Origin of the sequence: Nonlabens marinus S1-08, from assembly GCF_000831385.1 — a bacterium.
Taxonomy (GTDB): Bacteria; Bacteroidota; Bacteroidia; order Flavobacteriales; family Flavobacteriaceae; genus Nonlabens; species Nonlabens marinus.
This window is the reverse complement of sequence record NZ_AP014548.1, coordinates 2,468,755-2,492,353: the sequence shown is the minus strand read 5'-3', so window position 1 is coordinate 2,492,353 and position 23,599 is coordinate 2,468,755. Positions and strand designations below refer to the sequence as shown.

General features: G+C 40.1%; 15 protein-coding genes. 6 read left to right on the top strand and 9 right to left on the bottom strand.

All coding sequences use genetic code 11. The features are described from left to right. Window positions 1–15 precede the first annotated feature (15 nt). Together NMS_RS11425 and NMS_RS11420 are read right to left on the bottom strand one after the other, a co-directional pair. Window positions 16–1,380, bottom strand: coding sequence for an exonuclease domain-containing protein (locus NMS_RS11425; protein WP_041496890.1), 1,365 nt, complete (start codon window positions 1,378–1,380; stop codon window positions 16–18). Between the two features lie 283 nt (window positions 1,381–1,663). Continuing rightward, window positions 1,664–3,442: an AMP-dependent synthetase/ligase gene (locus tag NMS_RS11420; protein WP_041496888.1), complete on the bottom strand. Its 1,779-nt coding sequence runs from the start codon at window positions 3,440–3,442 to the stop codon at window positions 1,664–1,666. 355 nt (window positions 3,443–3,797) lie between these two features. On the opposite strand from NMS_RS11420, the gene NMS_RS11415 reads away from it, so the two are divergent. Further along, complete coding sequence (locus NMS_RS11415; protein WP_084217707.1) at window positions 3,798–8,918, top strand: T9SS type A sorting domain-containing protein; 5,121 nt, start codon at window positions 3,798–3,800, stop codon at window positions 8,916–8,918. A 111-nt stretch (window positions 8,919–9,029) separates the two neighbouring features. Here the strand turns inward: NMS_RS11415 and clpB are convergent, their stop codons facing one another. Continuing rightward, window positions 9,030–11,639: an ATP-dependent chaperone ClpB gene (gene clpB / locus NMS_RS11410; protein WP_041496887.1), complete on the bottom strand. Its 2,610-nt coding sequence runs from the start codon at window positions 11,637–11,639 to the stop codon at window positions 9,030–9,032. A gap of 173 nt (window positions 11,640–11,812) precedes the next feature. Between clpB and ytxJ the strand changes: the two genes are divergently transcribed. From ytxJ to NMS_RS11395, 3 genes are read left to right on the top strand one after another with little or no spacing between them, the layout of a single operon-like run. After that, entirely contained in the window at window positions 11,813–12,202 is a 390-nt protein-coding gene (ytxJ, locus tag NMS_RS11405) for a bacillithiol system redox-active protein YtxJ (RefSeq protein ID WP_231862390.1), read from the top strand. Continuing rightward, window positions 12,199–13,026, top strand: coding sequence for a M48 family metallopeptidase (locus NMS_RS11400; protein ID WP_394330689.1), 828 nt, complete (start codon window positions 12,199–12,201; stop codon window positions 13,024–13,026). Before ytxJ ends, NMS_RS11400 begins: the two co-directional genes overlap by 4 nt. A gap of 48 nt (window positions 13,027–13,074) precedes the next feature. Then, window positions 13,075–14,400, top strand: coding sequence for an MFS transporter (locus NMS_RS11395; RefSeq protein ID WP_041496884.1), 1,326 nt, complete (start codon window positions 13,075–13,077; stop codon window positions 14,398–14,400). Window positions 14,401–14,411: 11 nt separating this feature from the next. Here NMS_RS11395 and NMS_RS11390 read toward each other — a convergent pair whose 3' ends face one another. The 5 genes from NMS_RS11390 to NMS_RS11370 all read right to left on the bottom strand — a co-directional run bounded on the left by NMS_RS11390 (window position 14,412) and on the right by NMS_RS11370 (window position 18,280). Then, the gene (locus NMS_RS11390; RefSeq protein ID WP_041496883.1) at window positions 14,412–15,179 is read right to left on the bottom strand and encodes a CDP-alcohol phosphatidyltransferase family protein; all 768 of its coding nucleotides are present in this window, start codon (window positions 15,177–15,179) and stop codon (window positions 14,412–14,414) included. A 182-nt stretch (window positions 15,180–15,361) separates the two neighbouring features. Next, window positions 15,362–16,087 (bottom strand): head GIN domain-containing protein, encoded by a 726-nt coding sequence (locus tag NMS_RS11385; RefSeq protein ID WP_041496881.1) that lies wholly within the window; start codon window positions 16,085–16,087, stop codon window positions 15,362–15,364. A gap of 12 nt (window positions 16,088–16,099) precedes the next feature. After that, window positions 16,100–17,179: a DUF4097 family beta strand repeat-containing protein gene (locus NMS_RS11380; RefSeq protein WP_041497689.1), complete on the bottom strand. Its 1,080-nt coding sequence runs from the start codon at window positions 17,177–17,179 to the stop codon at window positions 16,100–16,102. Then, window positions 17,166–17,741 carry a hypothetical protein gene (locus NMS_RS11375; RefSeq protein WP_041496880.1) on the bottom strand — a complete coding sequence of 192 codons (576 nt, stop codon included), beginning with the start codon at window positions 17,739–17,741 and terminating at the stop codon, window positions 17,166–17,168. The genes NMS_RS11380 and NMS_RS11375 overlap by 14 nt, the downstream gene beginning before the upstream one ends. Further along, window positions 17,738–18,280, bottom strand: a complete 543-nt coding sequence (locus tag NMS_RS11370) for an RNA polymerase sigma factor (RefSeq protein WP_231862389.1) — start codon at window positions 18,278–18,280, stop codon at window positions 17,738–17,740. The genes NMS_RS11375 and NMS_RS11370 overlap by 4 nt, the downstream gene beginning before the upstream one ends. Before the next feature lie 276 nt (window positions 18,281–18,556). On the opposite strand from NMS_RS11370, the gene lon reads away from it, so the two are divergent. Continuing rightward, the gene (gene lon, locus NMS_RS11365; protein WP_041496877.1) at window positions 18,557–21,007 is read left to right on the top strand and encodes an endopeptidase La; all 2,451 of its coding nucleotides are present in this window, start codon (window positions 18,557–18,559) and stop codon (window positions 21,005–21,007) included. 166 nt (window positions 21,008–21,173) lie between these two features. On the opposite strand, the gene NMS_RS11360 is transcribed toward lon, so the two are convergent. Continuing rightward, the gene (locus NMS_RS11360; protein WP_041496875.1) at window positions 21,174–21,641 is read right to left on the bottom strand and encodes a hypothetical protein; all 468 of its coding nucleotides are present in this window, start codon (window positions 21,639–21,641) and stop codon (window positions 21,174–21,176) included. Window positions 21,642–21,765: 124 nt separating this feature from the next. On the opposite strand from NMS_RS11360, the gene NMS_RS11355 reads away from it, so the two are divergent. Beyond that, complete coding sequence (locus tag NMS_RS11355; RefSeq protein ID WP_041496874.1) at window positions 21,766–23,592, top strand: SLC13 family permease; 1,827 nt, start codon at window positions 21,766–21,768, stop codon at window positions 23,590–23,592. The last annotated feature ends 7 nt before the right edge of the window (window positions 23,593–23,599 follow it).

Genomic DNA, 23,599 nt, shown 5'->3' with positions numbered 1-23,599 from the left:
ACCATCAAGCTATAATTAGAATTTAATGATCCTATGGATTTTGCGATGCCTCAAATAACTTTGAACGATGTGGCGGTAATCGGGATCCTCCGGAATTTCAGTAATGATATTACGCAAAATTTTAGGGTCTGTAAATTGAATTTGAAGATCAACATATCCATAACCTTTGACCGTGCCGTTTTCTATAAGTACCACACTGCGCTCTGAAACCTCACGTCCACGATCAATGAGGATGCGATTTGCATTTTGAAAATTATGGTCTTCAATTAATTTCTGTGCACGTTCATTATAGGCGGTAGCTGACTCTTCATTAATACAAGCTCCTTTACATTCTTGCTTTACATAGAGATAACAACTATCCCCACCTTCCGTTTCTTGTCCTGATTTTTTTTGACACAACTCATATTCTTTGAGCATGCTGTCTAGAAAAGAGCGTCCAGAACGTGAGCTGCTGAAGGAGGTGACATAACCACTGTCCTTACGGGCAGATTTAATTTGAAAATTCAGGTATCCTTTTTCATCTTCATAAACGTACAGTCCATGAGAAAAAATAGATTTTTTAGATTTTTTATTGAATTTAGGGCGGTGCTTTTTGATCTCGACATTCTCTTTAAGCATCGCAATTAAATCACTTCCTGTCTTTTCAAACTTCACATCGTGAACTAGTGCAGTTAGCTCTACAGATCTGCGACGTTCACTGGTAAATTGCTGTGTGAGATTCTTTTTGATATTGCGACTGCGACCTATGAATATCAAATCATCACCCTCATTATACAAATAATACAATCCGGTTGAGGTTGGAACTTTTTCTAAAAAGGTTTTTAGATTAGGCGCCACCTTCGGCTTAGGGAAACTCTTTAAACTCTTGTTTAAAATGTCCTTGCTGGTGTCTTTGTTAAGTAGTAGTTTGAACAATTTAACGGTCGCCAGTGCATCGCCCGTTGCCCTGTGTCTATCTGTAATGGGTATTCCTAGAGATCGTACCAGCTTTCCTAGACTATAACTTTCCTGTTCTGGCATCAATTGCTGTGCAAGCTCTACTGTACATAAAGTTTGCATATCAAATTCATAACCTAATCGCTCGAACTCCAATCGTAGCATTCGGTGGTCAAAGTTGGCATTGTGAGCCACCAAGATGGTTCCATCTAAAATTTCAATAATGCGCTTTGCAACTTCATAAAATTTAGGGGCGCGCTCCAGCATGGCATTGCTGATACCTGTCAATTTTATGACAAATGGTTGTATGGGCTGTTCTGGATTGATAAGGCTTGCAAATTGATCGACAACTTCATGTCCATCAAATCTATAAATGGCAACCTCAGTTATTCCTTCTTCATTAAACTTACCACCGGTAGTTTCTACATCAACAATTGCGTACAAATACTTTCTTTTAAAATCTTCACACCAGCATCATGCTGGAACGAATCAAAGGTAATGTATATATTAGATAATCAAACTAGGCTGGGGCGTCTTTGGCGCTCATACTCACGTGCATATATTAGTTTTTGATGAAGCAAAAAGTTAATATATAAAACGTTTTAAGCTTGATTCTATGGTAGATTGTAATGGTATGTTTAAAGAGGAAACCACTCACTGAAAATCATAGTTTATAAATCAAAAAGCCTGCGATATCGCAGGCTTTTGATGAGAAATAAAAGTCACATTAAATCTTATTAGTATAGATCCTATTATACAGATCAATATATTTTTCTTTAATATTTCTACGTTTTAATTTCATAGTAGGAGTGAGAAGTTCATCTTCAATGGTCCAAACTTCTGGAGTCAATTCAAAAACTTTAACCCGTTCCCATTTGCCAAATTTTTCGTTATGAGTTTCAACTTCTCTCTGGTAACGTTCTTTGACTTGATCCTTGCTGATCAAATCTTTATGATCTGTATAGGAGATTCCCTTGCGCTTTGCCCAGTCTTCTAGAAACTCAAAGTTAGGCTGTATAAATGCGGCTGGCATCTTTTCCCCTTCGCCTATCACCATAATTTGATCGATAAATCGGCTTTGTTTCATCGTGTTTTCAATTAACTGTGGCGCCACATATTTACCGCCAGAAGTTTTGAACATTTCCTTTTTACGGTCAGTAATTTTAAGGAAACCATCAGCGTCAATTTCACCTATATCGCTGGTATGAAAGTAACCTTCACTGTTTATGACTTCGTCTGTTTTTTCTTTGTCTTTATAGTACCCTATCATGCGTTGAGGACCATTGATTAGGATCTCACCGTCTTCAGCAATCTTTACGTCTGTGTCAGGTAAGGGTTTACCGACAGTTCCTATTTTAAAACCTCCAGCTCTCATATCATTTACAGATATTACAGGGCTGGTTTCAGTCAATCCGTACCCTTCCATTACAGGAACTCCAGCTGCGTTAAATACACGCGCAAGTCGTGGCTGTAATGCTGCGCTACCACTAGCTATGGCTCGTAAATTACCGCCTAAAGCTTCTTGCCATTTAGAGAAAATGAGTTTTTTAGCAACCTTAAGCTTTGTTTCATACCACCAGCCGTTTTGACCATATGGCTCCCATTCCAATCCCAATTCTACAGCCCAGAAGAATAATTTCTTCTTGACACCTTCAAGATCAGCACCCTTAGCAATAATCTTGTCGTATACCTTTTCAAGTAGGCGAGGTACAGCGCTCATCACTTCAGGTTGGACTTCCTTGAGATTTTCTGAAATGGTTTCTAAAGACTCTGCAAAGTAGATACCGCTACCAGTGTAGATGTACAAATACTGTAGCATTCGCTCATAAATGTGACATACTGGTAAGAAGCTTAAAGCTTTCGACTGTCCTAATTCAATAGGCAAGCGAGTCTCAGAATTTATTGCATTGCTAGCAATATTTTTGTGCGACAGCATTACACCTTTAGGTTTTCCAGTGGTTCCTGATGTGTAAATAAGTGTAGCCAAGTCATCCTCATGAATCGACTTCATGATCTCATCTAGTTCAGCATCGTTATCTTTTGAGGCACCGGCAGCTTTTACCTCTTCCCAATTACGACAACCATCAATGGTATCAAAACTGTAAACTTCCATCAAGGAAGGCACTTGATCCTTAATCATCATTACTTTATCGTAAACTTCCCGATCAGAAACAAACACATATTTAGACTCACTATGATTGAGAACATAAGCGTACTCCTCTTCAGAAATAGTGGGGTACACAGGCACATCTTGAGCACCAGTTTGCATTATACCGATGTCCATAATGTTCCACTCCGTTCTATTATTGGTGGAAATGATAGCTATTTTATCGTTTTTTTGGACACCCATGTGCAGCAGTCCCCTAGATATAGCTCTGGATTGATCTACAAATGATTGAGTAGAAGTTTTCTCCCATGTTCCATTTTTCTTCGTGACTAAAGCGTCTGCTCTAGAATACTTCTCCAGTTGGTAGTATGGAAAGTCAAAAAGTCTTTTGATTTGCATATTAGATAATTGTATACTGCAAAGTAAGGAAAGATCTTGATTTTGCAAATGGCTTATTATGAATATCACAAGTGATAACAAGTTCGCTTTCGCGAAAGCGTAAATCCGCCACATGACAGCAATTTGAAAAGAACATCGAAAAGATGATTTTTAAAGTGTTGAAAAACAGATAACTAAAAAATATCTTCTTCTTTGTGAAAACTGAATCTAGTCAAATTACGTACCGCTATTTTTCTCACAAATATTTCATAAAACTTTAAAATACAGAGGTTTACAAAGTTGAATTGTGAAAAACTAAACTAGATTTAAGCGAGATTAGAAGTATTTCTAATCACTAATGTAAACCTAAATCATTATGAAAAACTTTACTCTACCCGCGTTGGTAGCGTTATTCTTAGGACTAGGTATCAATTGTGTCAATGCACAACTTGTTACAAAGACGGTAGACGACGGCACTGACGGCACACTTAGAAAAGAAATTGCAGATACCGGCAGCGGTGGAACAATTACTTTTGACCCCAGCATTCAAGGGCAAACGATCAATGTCACAATGGGTGAGATCGCCATTAACTCCTTCATTAATTTTACCATCAATGGGGACAATGCCGGCACTCGTACGAGGATTTCAGGTACTAACAGCAGTCGCATTTTCAATATAAGTGCTAATGTCGCTAGCTCTATAAACTTGAACGATTTAATTCTACAAGATGGTACTGCTACAAATGGCGGCGCCATTGCGGTTTCAGGTACGACCACAGTATTGAACTTGTCTGATGTAAATTTTATTAACAATACGGCTACTGGAGTAGCTGCTAGCAATGGGGGTGGTGCTCTTTGGAACAGTGGTTCTACAGTAATTATTGCAGGAAATTCAGAGTTTACTGGGAATTCAGCGACAGGAACTTCAGGTAGTGGTGGTGCTATTCTTAATGGCAATGGCGGTATTCTTGACATTGACAGTGCCGCATTTACAAATAACACGGCAAATCGAGCTGGAGGGGCAATTGAAGACCTAGCAAATGCAGCAGTGGCCATAACCATTGATAATGCAACTTTTACTGCAAACAACGCAGGTAGTAACCCAGGTAATGGAGGGGCTTTACACGTTTCAGGTTCCAGTTCTTACACGTTCACAAATGTTTTATTTCAAGAAAATATAGCAGGTAAAGAAGGTGGTGCTCTCTGGAATAATCAGGGCGTTCTCACTATTAATGGAGGTATTATCAGGAATAATGATGCCAGAGGCTCTTTCGTCGCAGGCACACCGCCAGAAATCGTAGGAGGAGGCGGTATTTTTGCTGAAGATGGTTCAGGTTCAGTAGTAATAAATTCAGGCACTTTGATTGATGGCAACATCGCTACGGGAGTTCAAGGATCAGGTGGTGGTATATTAATGGCTACAGGAACTAGGCTCACCATCAATGGAACCGTTGCAGAACCTGTCATAATTTCTAATAATAGAGCAAGCCGCGCAGGTGGAGGTTTAGAAGACTGGTCTTTGAATACATCAACTAATTCATTGACCAATGTTCAATTTACGGGTAATTCCGCCGGAGTTTCTGTGGGAAGTTTTTCAACAAATGGTGGCCCAGGCAATGGTGGAGCAATCCATGTAACAGGGCCAGGAAGTAACACTATTACAGGAGGTAGCGCAACTAATAATACAGCAGCAAATGAAGGCGGTGGACTGTGGAACGGATCAGGAACCATGACTGTTTCTGGTGTTACTATCAACACAAACACAGCAGCCGGATCTGATACAGCAGTAGCTGGTGCTTCAGGTGGTGGTGGAATCTATAATGAAGGTGGAACGCTAGTTTTAGAGCAGAATACCTTAGTGACTAACAATCTAGCAACAGGAGCACAGTCCACTGGTGGTGGAATCCTTAATGCAGCCGGTACCTTTACCGCTACAGATTCTGAGATCTCAGGAAATGAATCCAATAGAGCCGGTGGTGGTATTGAAACTAATGGTACGAGTTCTGTAACATTGACTAACGTAACGCTGAATGAAAATAGCACAGGAGTAATTACAGGAGCAGGCGCGCCAGGAAATGGAGGTGGACTTCACGTGAGTGGATCTGGGTCTGTTGATGTCAATGGTGGTACTGTAAACACAAATACAGCAGCAAATGAAGGCGGTGGATTGTGGAATGGATCCGGAACCATGACCGTTTCTGGTGTTACTATCAACTCAAACACAGCAGCCGGATCTGACACAGCGGTAGCTGGTGCTTCTGGTGGTGGTGGAATCTACAATGAAGGTGGAACGCTAGTTTTAGAGCAGAATACTGCAGTAACTAACAATCTAGCAACAGGAGCCCAATCTACAGGTGGTGGTGTTCTAAATGCAGCCGGTACATTTACAGCTACAGATTCTGAGATTTCAGGAAACGAGTCCAATAGAGCCGGTGGTGGTATTGAAACTAATGGTGATTCCAGTGTGACTTTGTCAAATGTGACCCTAGACGGTAATATTACAGGAGTTGTAGTAGGAGCAGGCGCACCTGGTAATGGCGGTGGACTTCACGTGAGTGGAGCTGCACCGGTTACAATTACAGGTGGTACGGTTAGCGGAAATATCGCAGCGAAAGAAGGAGGAGGACTTTGGAACAACCAAGGAGTGCTAACCATTAACGGAACCATGATAGCAAATAATGATGCTCAGGGAGATTTCGTTGCTGGAATGCCTCCAGAAATAGTTGGAGGTGGAGGAATCTTTGCTGAAGATGGTGCTGGATCTGTCATTATTAATGAAGGAACTACCATTGACGCTAACTTAGCCTCAGGAGCACAAGGATCTGGTGGAGGAATTCTTATGGCTACTGGAACGACACTGACTATTAATGGTACAGCTGGCTCTCCAGTAGTGATCTCTAATAACCGTGCGAGTCGTGCTGGTGGTGGTCTAGAAGATTGGTCGTTAGCCACAAATTCTAATTCTATTACGAATACAAATTTTACGGGCAATACAGCTGGTTTATCGGTGGGAACTTTTACAGCAAATGGTGGCCCAGGGAATGGTGGCGCTATCCATGTCACTGGACCTGGAAATAATGCCATAGTTGGTGGTGAATTCTCTTCTAACGATGCCGCAAATGAAGGCGGTGGTTTGTGGAATGGATCCGGAACCATGACTGTTTCAGGTGCTACTATCAATGCAAATACAGCAGCCGGATCTGACACAGCGGTAGCTGGTGCTTCTGGTGGTGGTGGAATCTACAATGAAGGTGGAACTCTAGTTTTAGAACAAAGTACTGTAGTGACTAACAATCAAGCTACTGGAGCCCAATCTACAGGTGGTGGTGTTCTAAATGCAGCCGGTACATTTACCGCTACAGATTCTGAGATTTCAGGAAACGAGTCCAATAGAGCCGGTGGTGGAATTGAAACTAATGGTGATTCTAGTGTGACGTTAACAAATGTGACCCTAGACGGTAATACTACAGGAGTTGTAGTAGGAGCAGGGGCACCTGGTAATGGAGGTGGACTTCACGTGAGTGGAGCTGCACCGGTTACAATTACTGGCGGGACCGTTAGCGGAAATATCGCAGCGAAAGAAGGAGGAGGACTTTGGAATAATCAAGGAGTGCTTACCATCAATGGAACCATGATAACAAATAATGATGCTCAAGGAGATTTCGTTTCTGGAATGCCTCCAGAAATAGTTGGAGGTGGAGGAATCTTTGCTGAAGATGGTACTGGATCTGTCATTATTAATGAGGGAACTACCATCGACGCTAATTTAGCATCTGGAGTTCAAGGATCTGGTGGAGGAATTCTTATGGCTACAGGAACGACACTGACTATAAATGGTACGGCTGGTTCTCCAGTAGTGGTATCTAATAACCGTGCGAGTCGTGCCGGTGGTGGTTTGGAAGATTGGTCCTTAGGAGCAACAACTTCCACACTCACTAATGTCAACTTTACTAGCAACACAGCAGGATTAGATATGGGTGGGTTCACTGCTAATGGCGGTCCTGGTAATGGTGGAGCAATCCATGTCACTGGCCCTGGTATCGTTAATGTAACAGGCGGAACTTCAACTTCAAATAGCGCAGCGCTTGAAGGTGGTGGGTTCTGGAATAACGTAGGAACCATGAGTTTATCTAATGTAGCTTTATCCAACAATACAGCAATTGGAGCAGGAGCTGATGATGGTGGCGGAGCATTATTTAATAATGGTGGTACTTTAAATATAGATGCATTAACTATAACTGACAATTTAGCAACTGGAGCTTCTGGTTCTGGTGGGGCATTGTTAAGTACGGACGGTGCAGTATCCATTTTGAATTCTACCATCACTGGAAATGCAGCTAATAGAGCTGGTGGTGCCATTGAAATTATCAATGGAACCTTAGATGTGAACAACTCAGATATTTCTGGCAATGATGTGAATGGAACGGCAGGAACTGCCGCGCCAGGTAATGGAGGTGCGTTGCACATTTCAGGTGTGACTGTGGTGAATATCAATACGAGTACCATAAATAATAACGCAGCTGCTGCAGAAGGTGGCGCATTATGGAATCAGACAGGGAGCCAGATGATTGTTTCAAATTCTACCATTGACGGTAACTCGGCAAATGGTACTGCAGTTGACAATGGTGGTGGAGGAATATTCATAAATGGTGGAGATACTCAGGTATATGATACGACCATTTCTAACAATTCAGCCAACGGGTCCAATGGTGGAGGTATCTCAAATCAAGGCGGTACATTAATTGTTGAAACGTCAACGATTTCCTCTAATTCATCCACAGTAAATGGTGGTGGAGTATTTAATGCTGGTACGAGTGCAACTTTTGATATTGTAACTGTAGCTCGCAATAATGCCACCAGTACAGGTGGAGGTCTATCTTCTATTGCAGGAACATTTACAATCAAAAACACGCTGGTTGCAGAAAATACAGCAGCATCAAGTGTGAACGTTAGTGGTATTGCCTCAGACGGTTACAACTTGATCGAGATTGATGATGCTAATTCTTTTGATGCAATGGCTACTGATATTGAAGGTTCAACTGCTTCCCCTGCATTTGCCTCTTTAGGCCCATTGCAGGATAATGGCGGTAATACATTCACACACGCCTTGATGAACGGAACCAGAGCTCAGGATGCAGGAGAGCCAGGAAACAACTTGACAGATCAAAGGGGAGAGCCCGTGTTTGGTCCTTCTCGTGATATAGGTTCTTATGAAGCTCAGGCTACATTGTCTACAGATTATGTAAATCAGGCACTTGCTGGGTTGAGATTATATCCTAACCCTAGTAGAAATGGAGGTGTAAACTTAGATCTTCCTAATTCACTAGTAGTTAAAGCTTCTTATAAAGTGATGGATATGACCGGGAAAATGGTGGCACAAGCCCCTTTACAAACTGGGTCAAATCAATTGCAATTAGAAAACCTTTCTACTGGTATATATATAGTACGAGTTAACGCAGGAAATCAATCTCATAGCTTGAAATTGATTCGCGAGTAGCGTTTGTTTATTAGCCAAGATAAAGCCCATCCTACTAGTTTAAGATGGGCTTTTTTTTATGCTGTGAAGAGTTCGCTTTCGCGAAAGCGAACTACTTTACAAAATCAGTATTTAATCTAGATCCACTACAGTGCTTTCATTTCTAAAAACAATCTGGTCTTCAAACGCATCGATCAAGATCACGTCTTCTGAAGAAACCTCTGCCATTAAGATTTTCTTTGATAACTCATTCAAAATCTGCTTCTGTATCACTCGCTTCACCGGTCGTGCTCCATACTGTGGATCGAAACCTAAAGTAGCTAGAAGTTCAACAGCCTGGCTCGTAGTATCTACAATGATTCCTTGTTGAGCCAGCATTTTAGTCACACCTTTAAGTTGTAGTTCAACTACTTTAAATATGTCCTGCTGTGTCAGTGGAGTGAACATGACGATGTCATCGATACGGTTTATGAATTCTGGTCTAACTCGTTGTTTGAGCGCACCTAAAACCTCAATTTTTGCTGCTTCCATCGTGCTTTCCAGGTCACCTGTAGCCTTTTCAAATAGTTCTTGAATCACATCTGCTCCCATGTTTGAGGTCATGATGATGATGGCATTTTTAAAGTCGGCGACACGGCCTTTATTATCTGTCAGTCGTCCTTCATCGAGCACTTGCAATAAGATATTAAACGTATCAGGATGTGCTTTCTCAATCTCGTCCAGTAATATCACCGAATAAGGTTTGCGACGCACCGCTTCAGTCAACTGTCCACCTTCATCATATCCCACATATCCTGGAGGAGCACCAACTAGGCGGCTTACACTGTGACGTTCCTGGTATTCACTCATATCGATGCGCGTCATGGCACTGTCATCGTTAAACAGATATTCAGCTAACGCTTTGGCAAGTTCCGTTTTACCTACACCGGTTGTTCCTAGAAATAAGAAGGATCCTACAGGTTTTTTCTGATCCTGCAGACCAGCACGGCTTCTACGTACCGCATCACTTACAGCGACAATAGCTTCTTCTTGTCCCACCACTCGCTTGTGCAACTCATTTTCCAGTCGCAACAGCTTCTCACGCTCGCTTTGCAGCATTTTTGTTACAGGTATCCCAGTCCATTTAGCTACTACTTCAGCAATGTCATCATAAGTCACTTCTTCCTGAATTAGAGAATTGCCTTTATCAAGACTTCCTACTTCTTGTTGAAGCTTTTCAAGCTGCTCTTGGCTTTCCTTTATTTTACCGTACCGTAATTCGGCTACTTTACCGTAGTCTCCATCACGTTCTGCCCTTTCTGCTTCCAGTTTATAGTTTTCGATATCAGTTTTGATATTTTGAATACCGTCCACCAACTCTTTTTCATTTTCCCATTGCGCATTAAGATCGTTGCGCTCTTCTTTTAAGTTTGCAAGATCATTGCGCAGGGATTTAAGTTTTACCTCGTCCTTCTCTCTCTTTATGGCCTCTATTTCAATTTCTATTTGCATGATTTTACGATCAAGCACGTCTAATTCTTCTGGCTTGGAGTTGATCTCCATGCGCAGTTTTGAGGCTGCCTCATCCATTAAATCAATGGCTTTATCTGGTAGGAACCTGCTGGTAATATAGCGTTGGGATAATTCTACAGCTCCTATGATGGCATCGTCCTTAATGCGCACCTTATGATGGTGCTCGTACTTATCCTTGATACCGCGTAAAATAGAAATGGCACTTTCTGTGTCAGGTTCATTCACTTGGACTTTTTGAAAACGACGTTCTAGAGCTTTGTCTTTTTCAAAATACTTTTGATATTCATCTAATGTGGTCGCTCCTATGGCTCTCAATTCACCGCGGGCCAACGCTGGTTTCAAAATATTCGCCGCATCCATGGCGCCCTGACCACCTCCAGCACCTACAAGAGTGTGGATCTCATCAATAAATAGAACAATATCGCCATCACTAGAAGTCACCTCTTTGATAACTGCTTTTAAACGCTCTTCAAATTCGCCTTTATATTTAGCACCTGCAATGAGTGCTCCCATATCTAGGGAATATATTTGTTTGTTTTTTAAGTTCTCAGGAATATCTCCTGCTATGATACGGTGCGCTAAACCTTCTACAATAGCAGTTTTACCTACTCCAGGTTCACCGACGAGCATGGGGTTATTTTTAGTTCGTCTAGAAAGAATCTGTAGAATCCTGCGGATTTCTTCATCACGACCTATCACAGGGTCCAACTTGCCTTTGTCCGCCAGTTCGTTTAGGTTTTTGGCATATTTACTCAAGCTATTATAAGTTTCTTCTGCGCTTTGAGAAGTCACTCGATCTCCTTGACGCAACTCTGAAATGGCTGCCTGAAGATCCTTCTTTTTCATTCCTTGATCTTTAAGAATCTGAGCCGTTCTGGAAGAACCATCAAAAATACTCAAAAGTAGATGCTCCATGGAAACGTATTCATCATCCATTTTTGTCGCAATCGATATGGCGTTATTCAAGACCCTAGAGGTTTCTCTAGAGAATTGTACATCGCCACCTTCTACTTTGGGGAAGGAATCAATTTGACTGTCAATTAGTTGATTTACTAAATTCAAGTTGATATTCAGCTTTTTAAATATGAATGGCATCACATTTTCATCAATCATCATCATCGCTTTGAAAAGGTGCGCATTCTCAATCATCTGTTGACCAGATTCTTGTGCAAGTTGCTGTGCTTGTTGCAACGCCTCTTGCGATTTTATGGTGAGTTTATTTAAGTTCATTATTTTAATTTTATGAAAAGTAGACAAACAACGTACCAGTCACTATTTTGCCATTTAGTCAGCAAAAAAAAGCTTTTAAACCGACATAATGACATATTATTATAGTATTAGCACTTTTAACTCTAGCATAGAATTATATTTGAATTGTTTAAAAAGAAACTTATATGGGCTTAATGGACAAATTATTTAAATCTCAACGTGATGTTGCCAAAGAAGAGATTCAAGGCATCGCTTGGGAGAATCTAGAATCCATTGACCAACTGCACAGTTTGATCAAAAATTCTAAAATTAAAACTAAGGTCATATTTAAACACAGTACCAGATGTGGTATTTCAAGAATGGCGTTAAACAGTTTTGAACGTAACTATGAGAAGAAAGATCAAGAGGTAACGTATTATTTACTGGATCTTATTCAATATAGAGATGTCAGCAACGCGATTGCTAGTGAATTAAATGTCACACATCAGTCACCACAAGTCATTGTTCTTAAGGATGGACTCGTTATTCATACCGAAAGTCATCACGGAATCGACATTAAAAAAATTCAACAATTAATTAAATGAAAATGAAAATCACTCGCTTATCATTACTTGCAGCTTCTTTAGTGGTGCTGTCTTGTGCAACTAACGTGTTCACAGGAGAACGTACATTAAAACCAGTTGCAAACGATCAGGTTTTCCCTGCTGCATTTGCACAGTACAATCAGGTACTAGAAGAAAGTAAGGTGGTAACTGGTACGGCTGAATCAAGAATGATTACTAATGTAGGTCAAAATATCAAAAATGCCTCTCAAAAATGGTTGAACGCTTTAGGACACCCAGAATATTTAAATGGATATGAATGGGAGTACAGTCTGATCAATGACGATCAAGTAAATGCTTGGGCAATGCCAGGTGGTAAAATCGCTTTCTACACCGGGATTCTACCAATTACTCAAACAGAAACAGGAGTAGCTGTTGTGATGGGCCATGAAGTAGCTCATGCATTAGCAAATCACGGTGGACAACGCATGCGCGCTGGACAATTGCAGGCATTAGGTCAAGTAGGTCTCGCAGTAGGCGGAGTCGTAAGCGGCGCAAGCCAAGAAACCCAGCAAATTTTGAATCAAGCTTATGGTTTAGGAAGTACAACTTTAGGAATTTTACCTTTTTCTAGAGCACACGAGAATGAAGCTGATAAAATTGGTTTGATTCTAACTGCTATCGCTGGATATAATCCAGACGAAGGAGCGGAATTGTGGAAAAGAATGGCTGCTCGTGGCGGTCAAGCACCACCAGAATTTTTGAGTACGCACCCGTCCAACCAGACGCGTATTGCCAATCTCGAAAGGTTAGCTCCAATTGCTAAAGCTGAAGCAAAAAAATACGGAGTGACTTCATTTAAATAGTCATTTCAAAAAGTATACTTTTAAAGGGTTCTAGTAGAACCCTTTTTTATGCAAAAAACTTACCCCAAAGGCCACAAAAAATTATTGAATGCATGGGCGTTCTATGATTGGGCAAACTCCGTTTATTCATTAGTAATAGCTAGTGCTGTTTTCCCTATATATTACAGCGCCATTAGTAAAAACGCCTTTGAAACTGGTAATGTGCCTGATGCCATTCAAGGAATGAATAATGAGACAATTATCATTATTACAACAGCAATTGCCTTTTTGATTGTAAGCATTATATCACCCATACTTTCTGGGGTAGCCGATTATTCTGGTAAGAAGAAGCGTTTTCTACAGTTCTTTTGTTATTTAGGGGGGACTTGTAGCATAGGATTAGCATTTTTCAGCTTTGACTATTTGTGGATCAGTCTTGCGGTGTATCTATTAGCCCTAGTGGGGTTTTGGGGTTCCTTAGTTTTTTACAACTCTTATTTGCCTGATGTCGCATTTCCTGAGCAGCAAGATAAAGTCAGTGCTCACGGTTTTACGATGGGTTATATAGGCAGCGTGATATTATTAATTATTTGTCTTATTTTAATTCAAGGTGGTTTTTTTGAAAGCGAGAAACTACCCACTCAAATTTCTTTTGTTTTGGTTGGTGTTTGGTGGATAGGCTTTGCCCAGTATACGTATTCGTACTTACCTATGGGAACCCGAAAAGACCGTAGTGATGTCAAAAACATATTTACGAATGGTTTTCTGGAACTTCAAAAAATATGGAAACAACTAGGTGAGAATAGGCAGATGAAACGCTACCTCGCAGCATTTTTCATTTACAGCATGGCCGTACAAACCGTCATGCTGGTCGCAACCTATTTCGGAACTGAAGAAGTGGAATGGGGAGAAGGTGGTGCAACCACAGGTTTGATCATTTCTATTCTATTGATTCAATTGGTAGCCATAGTAGGTGCATATGTCGCTAGTTCGCTTTCGCGAAAGCATGGAAACATCAATGTGCTGATAGGTATTAACATCATCTGGGCAACGGTATGTGTGTATGGTTACTTTGTGACCACTCCTATGCAATTTTATATTACGGCAGGTTTTGTAGGCTTTGTAATGGGTTCCATCCAATCGCTTTCCAGAAGTACGTATTCTAAAATGATTCCAGAAGGCAGTTTAGACACTGCTTCTTTCTTCAGTTTTTTTGATGTGGCAGAGAAAATTGGGATTGTAATAGGTATGTTTCTGTTTGCCGTGGTAGGCGAGATTACAGGCTCCATGCGTGGTAGCATCCTATTTCTGGTGGTATTCTTTGTAATTGGAATACTATTGCTCCTAAGAGTTCCCAAGCTCAAGACTTTGGCTGTCAGCTCCAGCACTGATTGATTACTTGAACGTTATTTCAATAACATCTTACGTATTGTTATAAATACTGCAATTAAAGCAGTCATTGCTATGATCACAGGTATAATCAATTCAGGAAGATCGAGCAGAAGCAACAAAGCGATGATGAGCAGTTGAAACCCTAGACCGTAGATGGAAAGTAATGTCATGAACCAGCCAGGGAATGGTTTTGAATCACTTGCATTTTTATCCAATTGATAGATTATAAAATCAAAGCCCCCATAAAGTGCAGAGTACAAACGAAAGAAAAAGTTAACCGCCGCTTGACTTTCTCCTGGTAAGGCTAGCGGCATTGTGTTCTCTCTTACACGACTGGTGATATCGCCATCTACATTAGTTCGTAAAATCACATAATAATAATTGTACAAAGTTCCTTGCAACTGTAAGCCTATAAAAGCAAGTAGCGTCCATAAAAAACTTTCATTAGTTACTTGCATAACGACCAGCAACAACAGTAAATTCAGCAATAAGTCAGATATGGAATCCAGATAACGACCCACATAAGAGGGTGTCTTTTTAAGCCGCGCTAATTCACCGTCAGCAGCATCAATAATCGATTTTAAAATTAAAAAAAATGCGGCTTGAACATAATACCCGTGCCAGATACAATAGATAGCAATCAATCCACTGACTACAAAAAGCAAGGTTACGTGAATAGGAGTGAAGCGGGTTTCCTGTAAACTCCTAGCGATCCATTGTCCACCACTGCGTCCATAGTCTGATAAATCAAGAAATTTGTGCTGGGGAGGTAATTTGGACATGGGTGGGTACTCAGTAAAAGGCTGCGAAATTAGGTTAAATATCTAACTTCAATTGGTTCCTCGACTTTCTAGGTTCATTACGACTTAGTCGTACTTTTTTAAAACAATAACTCCCAAAAGAGATATTCCTCTTTTGGGAGTTATGGGTTATAGAGAATTCGCTTTCGCGAAAGCGAACTATTCTACATCTTAGTAATATCTCCGCTACCCATTACTGTTTTCTTAATGTTGCTGGTTTCACCTTTGTAGCGTAAGTCACCAGAACCCACAATACTTGCTGTCATCGTACCTCCATTACAGAATACTGCCACATCGCCGCTTCCAGCGATACTCGCTTTTACATTATTAGCCTTTAAATCGTAGGCGCTGATGTCACCGCTTCCAGCCACACTTGCTTCTAAGTTTTCTGTACGTCCGGACATTTTCAAATCACCGCTGCCTGCCACATTCAATTTCAGTCGTTTTGATTCTGATTTTAACTTGATGTCGCCACTACCAGCTACTGAGATAGTCATACGTTCAGATTTTAAAGTTAAATTACTATAGATGTCACCGCTTCCTGCCAGGCTAACTTCATCGATTTGTTCAACAGGTACATATATTTTGATGCCTTTACGAGTGTTGAAATTGATGTCATTCTTAAGACCTATTTCAAGTCTATTTCCTTTTACCTCAATTTCTAAGTATTCCATCACGTTAGATTCTGCCTCGACAAGTATGTCCCCTTCTTTACCACTGATCAACTCAACATCCATGGAACCAGCGACTTTAACACCTTCATAATCTGAGGTTTTAAAATTTTGCGTAACCACGTTGCCGTTACCAGTTACTTTTTTACCACCGAACCATTGTGCGTTAGTCATTTGAAAAGCAAAGACCGCTAAAACTGTAAAGAATAGATTTTTCATAATTATTTGTTTTTAGTTGTTTGATTTTAAAGTCACGCTGCCGAAGCTGCTGTTAATTTCCACACGGCTTCCAGAATTACCTGTAACGTTATAACCTTGTTTATAGGACTCTGTGGACTCTTTTCGGGAATCAACGGTGTTCAATCCGCTACCTAATTTGAGGGATCCGAATTCTGTACTTATTTCGTAATCATAAGGAACATTGCCAGTATATTTTACCTGAACCGTGGTGTAGTCTGATTTAATAGTTAACGATTTGAAACCACTAGCCAAATCATTAACTGTCATTTTACCAAAACTGGCCTTTAAGTCAGCACTGTTTTCAAATTTCTCGATGGTAACGGTAGAATAATCTCCACGACCATCAATGGTACCTGCATTCTCAATTTTTATAGTAGAGAAGTCTGAGTTATATTTCAATTGCTTTGCTGGACCGAATCTTGCGGTCGTGTAATCTCCACTAAAATTTACCTGATCTGCACCATAGAGGTGGAACTTGCTGAAGTCTGCCTTAATAGTTCCTGCTTTCATGTAGTCGATGTTGGAGTTCTCCGTATAGTCAAATGACAACTCATTTTCTCTATTCAATAATTGTCCTATTTGCAAGCGTCCAAAATCACAGCTTAAGGTCAATGGACCATTCATCTTTTTAATGATCACAGCACCATAATCGTTCTCCACATCTACCGCTGAATTCATAGGCATTTTAACCACATAATCCACATGAGTATTTGTTTTACTACCACTACCGAATAGGCCAAAAAAAGAAGTGTTCTCATTAGGTATCTCACTTTCTGCAGAAACCTTAGACGAGGAAGCACTAAACTGCACATCAATCATGCGTAAACGATCGTTTACACTTTCTTCATTATTTCCACTTACTTCAACCACAACCTCAATGCTTACAGAATTCTGATTCCATAATTCAAAAGTTACATCGCCGAAGCTGTTCTCGATATCTACTAATACATCACTATTGACGTTGTAGGTTTTATTGATGCGTTTGGTCTTTTTGTATTTATCCGCTGGACCAGCCGTGGCGATCCAACTGCTGCACAAGAGCAGCGCTATGATTAAATTAAAGTATTTCATGTTGTTGTTTTTTAAGTTGATCTTGTTGGGCATTGATTTGCGCTCGAGCGTCCTCTAGCAATAGAATTCTAGTTTTAAAATTTTGAATCATGGCGTCGATCACAGCAGGGTTATCCCCATTAGTCTTGAAGTCTGCCTTGATTTTTGAATAATCAGTTTCAAGTTTCAGCAGTTTAGCTTTAGCATCAGCGATGATTCGCTCTGTGGCTGGCGATTGCAGCTGGTTCAGTGCCGCTAACTGTTGATCGATCACTTCTACATAATTGCTCTGTGCTTTGGCCATCGCTGGAGAAACAGATTTGAGTTCGTAGGATTGTGATTGTCCTATGTAAAAACTAGCAGATCCTATAAGTATCGCTATCACAGCAGCCGCAGACCATTTGAGGATAGACGGCATGGTGATCACACGACCGTTAGACTTCCTATTTGGAATCCTGTTCTCTTGCTTTTGTTCTTCACAGGCAGTTTCCAGCCTTGCTAGAAAACGCTCTTCATGACCTTCAGGCAATTGTTCTCTATCAAACTCTTGCTGGTCAAACCATTCTTTCATTGCATCTTTCATAACGTCTGTAGTTTGCTTCTTAAACTTGATTTTGCACGAGAAATCGTTGTGCGGCACATGCCATGAGATATCCCCATAATTTCTGCGATCTCTTCATTATCCATACCTTCTACTAGAGAAAGCGTCAACACTTGTCTGTAATTTTCTTTTAATTCTTTCATGGCTTTCAAGACTCGTTGAGCCGTCCATCCTGCATCTTCCATAAAAACTTCACCCGTTTCTTCTACTGGCTCAAAATGCTCTTCAAATGAGGTAAGGGGCATTTTGCTGCATTTGCGCAGGTGCGTCAAGCTGTTGTTGACCACAATGCGTTTGAGCCAGCTGCCAAAAGTAGCTTCCCGATTCCATTGTCTGATTTTTGAAAATGCCGTAATCATACTTTCTTGCATGATATCTTCTGCCTGTGCGGTATCATCAACAATTCTTAATGCTACGTGATACATTCCCTTTGCATAATCGTTATAGACTCGCATTTGGGCCCTCCGGTCGCCTTTCTCACATAGGTCAAAGACATCGTTATCTGTGTTGGTTAGGTTCACTTGGTTAGTGTTTCTGTGCTAAAGATGCAATATTCAAAAGGATGTTACAGTCACTGGCATTGAATTTGAAAAATAATAAGGAGTATCAAGCTTAAAGGGTTCATAGAATCCAGTTTTGCAATCTGATTTATAGTAGTAAATATCTGGAAAATAGGATATTGATGTTGGGTCAGTTCGCTTTCGCGAAAGCGAATTCCCTCAAAACTCCATAAAAAGCTTGTAATTAATTACATAAATAAGCCGCAATGCACTGCCATTGTGGCGACTTGAAAAGATATGTTCAAACCAAAGAAGTTTCAAATAGACATTATGTCACAACAGGAATTTGATCAGGATGCGGAATTTATACCGCTTTTAAGCTCTAAGGACGAGGAGGAAATGAATGCGGAAGCCGTTCCAGAAACCCTGGCCATCTTGCCATTGCGCAATATGGTACTTTTTCCAGGAGTAGTAATTCCTATCACAGCTGGAAGGGATCAATCTATCAAATTACTTCAAGAAGCCAATAAAAACAATGAGGCAATAGGTGTTGTTGCACAGAAAGACGAATCAGTTGAAGATCCTGGTCAAGAAGATCTTCATACCACTGGTGTGGTAGCCCGTATTTTAAAAGTGTTCAAGATGCCTGATGGGAATACCACTGTCATCATTCAAGGTAAAAAGCGCTTTGAAATCGATAATATCGTGGAGACGGAGCCTTATTTGAAGGCTACTACAAAATCTGTAGTAGAGGCGAGACCTGCAGCTGAAAACGAAGAATTTAATGCGATCATTGAAAAGATTAAGGAGCTTTCTCTTGAGATAATTAAGGAAAGCCCGAACATCCCTAGTGAGGCTAGCTTTGCAATCAAGAATATTGAGTCGAATAGTTTCTTAGTAAATTTTGTGTCTTCTAACATGAATTTGAAAGTAGAAGACAAGCAGAATTTGCTAGAGATTAATGATTTGAAAGATAGGGCGTTAGAGACCTTGAAGTTCATGAATGTGGAACGTCAAAAACTGGAGTTGAAAAACGATATTCAATCCAGAGTACAAACGGATATTAACAAGCAACAACGCGAATATTTCTTACACCAACAAATGAAAACCATTCAAGAAGAATTGGGTGGAGGGGTAAGCTCGCATCAAGAAATTGATGAAATGCGCCAGCGTGCGAAAACCAAAAAATGGGACGATAAAGTCAAGGAACACTTTGAAAAGGAGCTCGCTAAAATGCAGCGTATGAATCCGCAAGTAGCGGAATTCTCGATTCAGCGTAATTACCTTGATTTGATATTGGACTTGCCATGGAACGAGTATTCTAAAGATAATTTTGACTTGAAGCGAGCCATGAAGATTTTGGATCGCGATCACTATGGTCTGGATGATGTTAAAAAGCGCATCATTGAATACCTCGCAGTTTTAAAACTACGTAACGATATGAAATCACCAATTCTTTGTCTGTATGGACCTCCGGGAGTTGGTAAAACTTCCTTAGGAAAATCGATTGCAGAAGCTTTGGGTCGTGAATATGTTCGAATTTCGTTAGGTGGATTGCGCGATGAAGCTGAAATACGCGGTCACCGTAAAACATATATAGGTGCGATGCCAGGTAGGATTATTCAAAGTATAAAAAAAGCTAAAACCTCAAACCCAGTCTTTGTATTAGACGAGATTGATAAGTTAAGTAGTTCTAACAATGGTGATCCCTCCAGTGCAATGCTGGAAGTGTTAGACCCCGAGCAAAACAATAGTTTCTACGACAACTTTCTAGAAATGGGCTTTGACTTGAGCAAGGTAATGTTTGTAGCCACTTCAAATAGCTTGCAAACTATACAGCCAGCCTTACGTGACCGCATGGAGATTATCAATGTCACCGGTTATACCATTGAAGAGAAAGTGGAAATAGGAAAACGACACTTGCTTCCTAAGCAGTTGAAAGAGCATGGTATGCAAAAAGACCAATTTAAACTTGCTAAACCTCAAATCGAAAAAATTGTAGAAGGCTACACCAGAGAAAGTGGGGTACGTTCACTGGATAAGCAGATTGCCAAAATGGTGCGCTACGCTGCTAAAAGCATTGCGATGGAAGATCCGTACGATCTTAAGGTCACTAACGAGACGGTAATTGAGGTTCTAGGCGCACCGCGCATGAGGGATAAATATGAGAATAATGATGTGGCGGGTGTCGTTACAGGATTAGCCTGGACTCGTGTAGGTGGTGATATTTTGTTTATAGAATCTATTCTAAGTAAAGGTAAAGGTCAATTAAATATTACCGGTAACTTAGGAAAGGTGATGAAAGAAAGTGCCACCATTGCCATGGAATACATCAAGGCACACGCAGAGGAATTAGGAATAAACCCTGAAACCTTTGATAAATACAACGTACACATTCACGTACCAGAAGGAGCAACACCTAAAGATGGTCCAAGTGCGGGAATCACGATGTTAACCTCTTTAGTGTCCTTATTCACACAACGCAAAGTGAAAAAGAGCATTGCCATGACAGGTGAAATAACCTTGCGTGGTAAAGTACTTCCTGTAGGCGGAATCAAAGAAAAGATACTTGCAGCAAAAAGAGCTCGGATTAAAGAGATCTTGCTTTGTGAGCAAAACCGCAGAGATATTGAAGAAATCAAAGCCGATTACCTTAAAGGCTTGACCTTTCATTATGTGAGTGATATGAGCAATGTTTTGGAACTGGCACTTACAAAGCAGAAGGTTAAAAATGCTAAAGTGTTGTAAACCCTCAAGCCTATTGAAATAAAAATCCCGTCCGGTTATTAACTGGACGGGATTTTTTATGAGGTTAATATAAAAGCATCTGGTAATTCTTAGAATCCAAAATATTGAAGATTTACTGTTCTACTTTTCGCTTTCGCGAAAGCGAAATAAAAAAAGCAAAATTGGATTAAATTTTAACCTTATGTTCCTGCCGGTTCAAATAAATCCCAGCGGAGGCTAAAGATGAAAAGAATAACACGATAAAAACTTCCAGTTCTAAAGACAATAATACCCGCAAATCTCCTGCATCACCCATTACTGTTTCCCTCATTTTGATCATTCCACCGTCAGAATAGAAATATATCAAAAACAGCATGATCAACGGATAAAGGAATACGCAAGTAAAAACACTGGTGCGCATAGCATAGAAAAGTAATTTTTTGAACTTAAATTCCTTTACCGAGTTATAAACGATATCCCGAGTAAAAGAAATGATTCCAAAGAACAGAATGGGGATGTATAAAATCTTTATATAAAGTTCACGACGCAAGCCTAATTGAAATGCAATTATGGATAGTATCAATATGGCTGCTACCATGATCAGTGCATACATCCAACTGTATTTGCGTTTGCTAAATCCTTTTCTTTTAAGCATGATTATTAAAATCTATTCTCCTTTTAGGATAAGGTAATTAAGTTTTCATCTTCCCATTTAAAATTTAAGCTTTATTTAGTAGGTACAAAAGCAAAAAAAAATATTTTCATTCTTTAGCTGGATTATGGATATAGAAATCATTTTAGTGTTTGTGGTCTTGGGCATGACCATCTTGCTTTTTTTAACGGAGTGGTTTCCTATTGATAAGATCGCTTTTCTAATTATTGTTAGCCTGGTACTTCTAGGGCTTACAAAGCCAGAAGAAGCGATCAGTGGTTTTGCTGATCCTGCTACTATAACGGTGCTCTCCTTAATGATTATAGCGATAAGCCTTGAGGACAATGGGGTTATTGAATGGCTTACTCAAGGTATTAAAAAAGTAAGCATTTTACCCTTGATTTTGATCACACCTGCTTTCATGTTCATAAGTGCGTCTATCTCAGCATTTATTAGTACTACTGCTGTCGTCATCATCTTCATAAAGATTGTCTCCCAGCTCGCAGCACGATTTCATTTTTCTTCCAGTAAGTTGTTGATGCCTATTTCTTTTGCAGGAATTCTGGGTGGTAGCTGTACGTTGATGGGAACCTCTACAAACCTTATTGTGAGTTCTGTATCGCAAAATCTAGGAGCAGAGAAACTAGGATTTTTCGAGTTTACTCTTTTTGGATTGGTTTTTTTAGCTATTGGAATTGTCTTCATGACAGTCGCTTCTAGATTCTTACCTAAAGAAAAAAAACTAGACCTAGAAGGAACTTATAGGGTACAGGAATACCTTTTCACCGTCACGCTATCTGATCAGAGTAGCTTGATAGGCAAGAGATTGTCTGACAGTATTCTTAAGGATAACCCTGATGTAAGCATCATCAAACTGATTCGGGATGCGAAAGTTGTGAATGCCCCTGGGAAATATATTGAATTAATGGCAGCTGATGAACTAGTTATCATGGGACAGGTAGATGTCATTGCGAATTTTATCAATAAAGACGATCTGATTCTACATCGAGCAAGGCAATCTGCAAAAGACAATTCTAATCAATCCACTGATGAAATGGATGAGGACCTCGCAGAGGAATCTCCTATGAAATATATCGAATTGCTCATTTTACCTGGATCTAATTTGATAGGGGAAACCTTACGCCAGATTCGAAAATCATCCTTAGAGGGTGCGTATCCTCTAGCTGTTCAAAAACGTAAAAACATCAGGAATACTAAGGAACGATTGATAAGGAAAGATATTAACGAGATACGTATCAAACCTGGCGATAGACTACTATTGGAACTTCAAGACGGATCAATTAATGATCTAGAGCGCATTGAGAATGTGGCTATATTGAACGAACATGAGATGAAAAAATCTGTTCCGTTACTTAAAAAGTATACCACTCTTGTCACACTATTAATAGTAATTGGTTTAGCCAGTAGTGGCGTACTCTCCATTCTTGCAAGCTCACTTACGGGAATCGGTATTTTACTGCTTACGAAGTGCATCTCTCTAGAGAAAATATACCATCGAGTGAATTGGCAGATCATTTTTTTGCTTGCTGGTATGATACCGCTAGGTATAGCAATGAACAATACAGGAACAGATCAATGGATTTCTAACCAGTTCCTTACGATATTAGATGGCCAGACTCCTATGATGGTTTTAGGGTTGACTTTTCTATTCACAATGTTGATGAGTGGTACAATATCAAACAATGCCACAGCCATTATTATGACACCTATTGCCATGTCAGTCGCTGTAGGGTTCGAGCTTCCCTTAAAGCCATTTATACTTGCAGTCATGTTTGCAGCAAACTTTAGCTTTTTTACTCCTGTGGGCTATCAAACTAACGCATTAATTTATGGAACAGGTATTTATAAATTCCGGCACTTTTTGATAATAGGAGGTGGCTTAAGTTTGATCTTGTTAGTAGTTGCCACCTTATTACTTTCCACTTTATTGTAAATTAAAA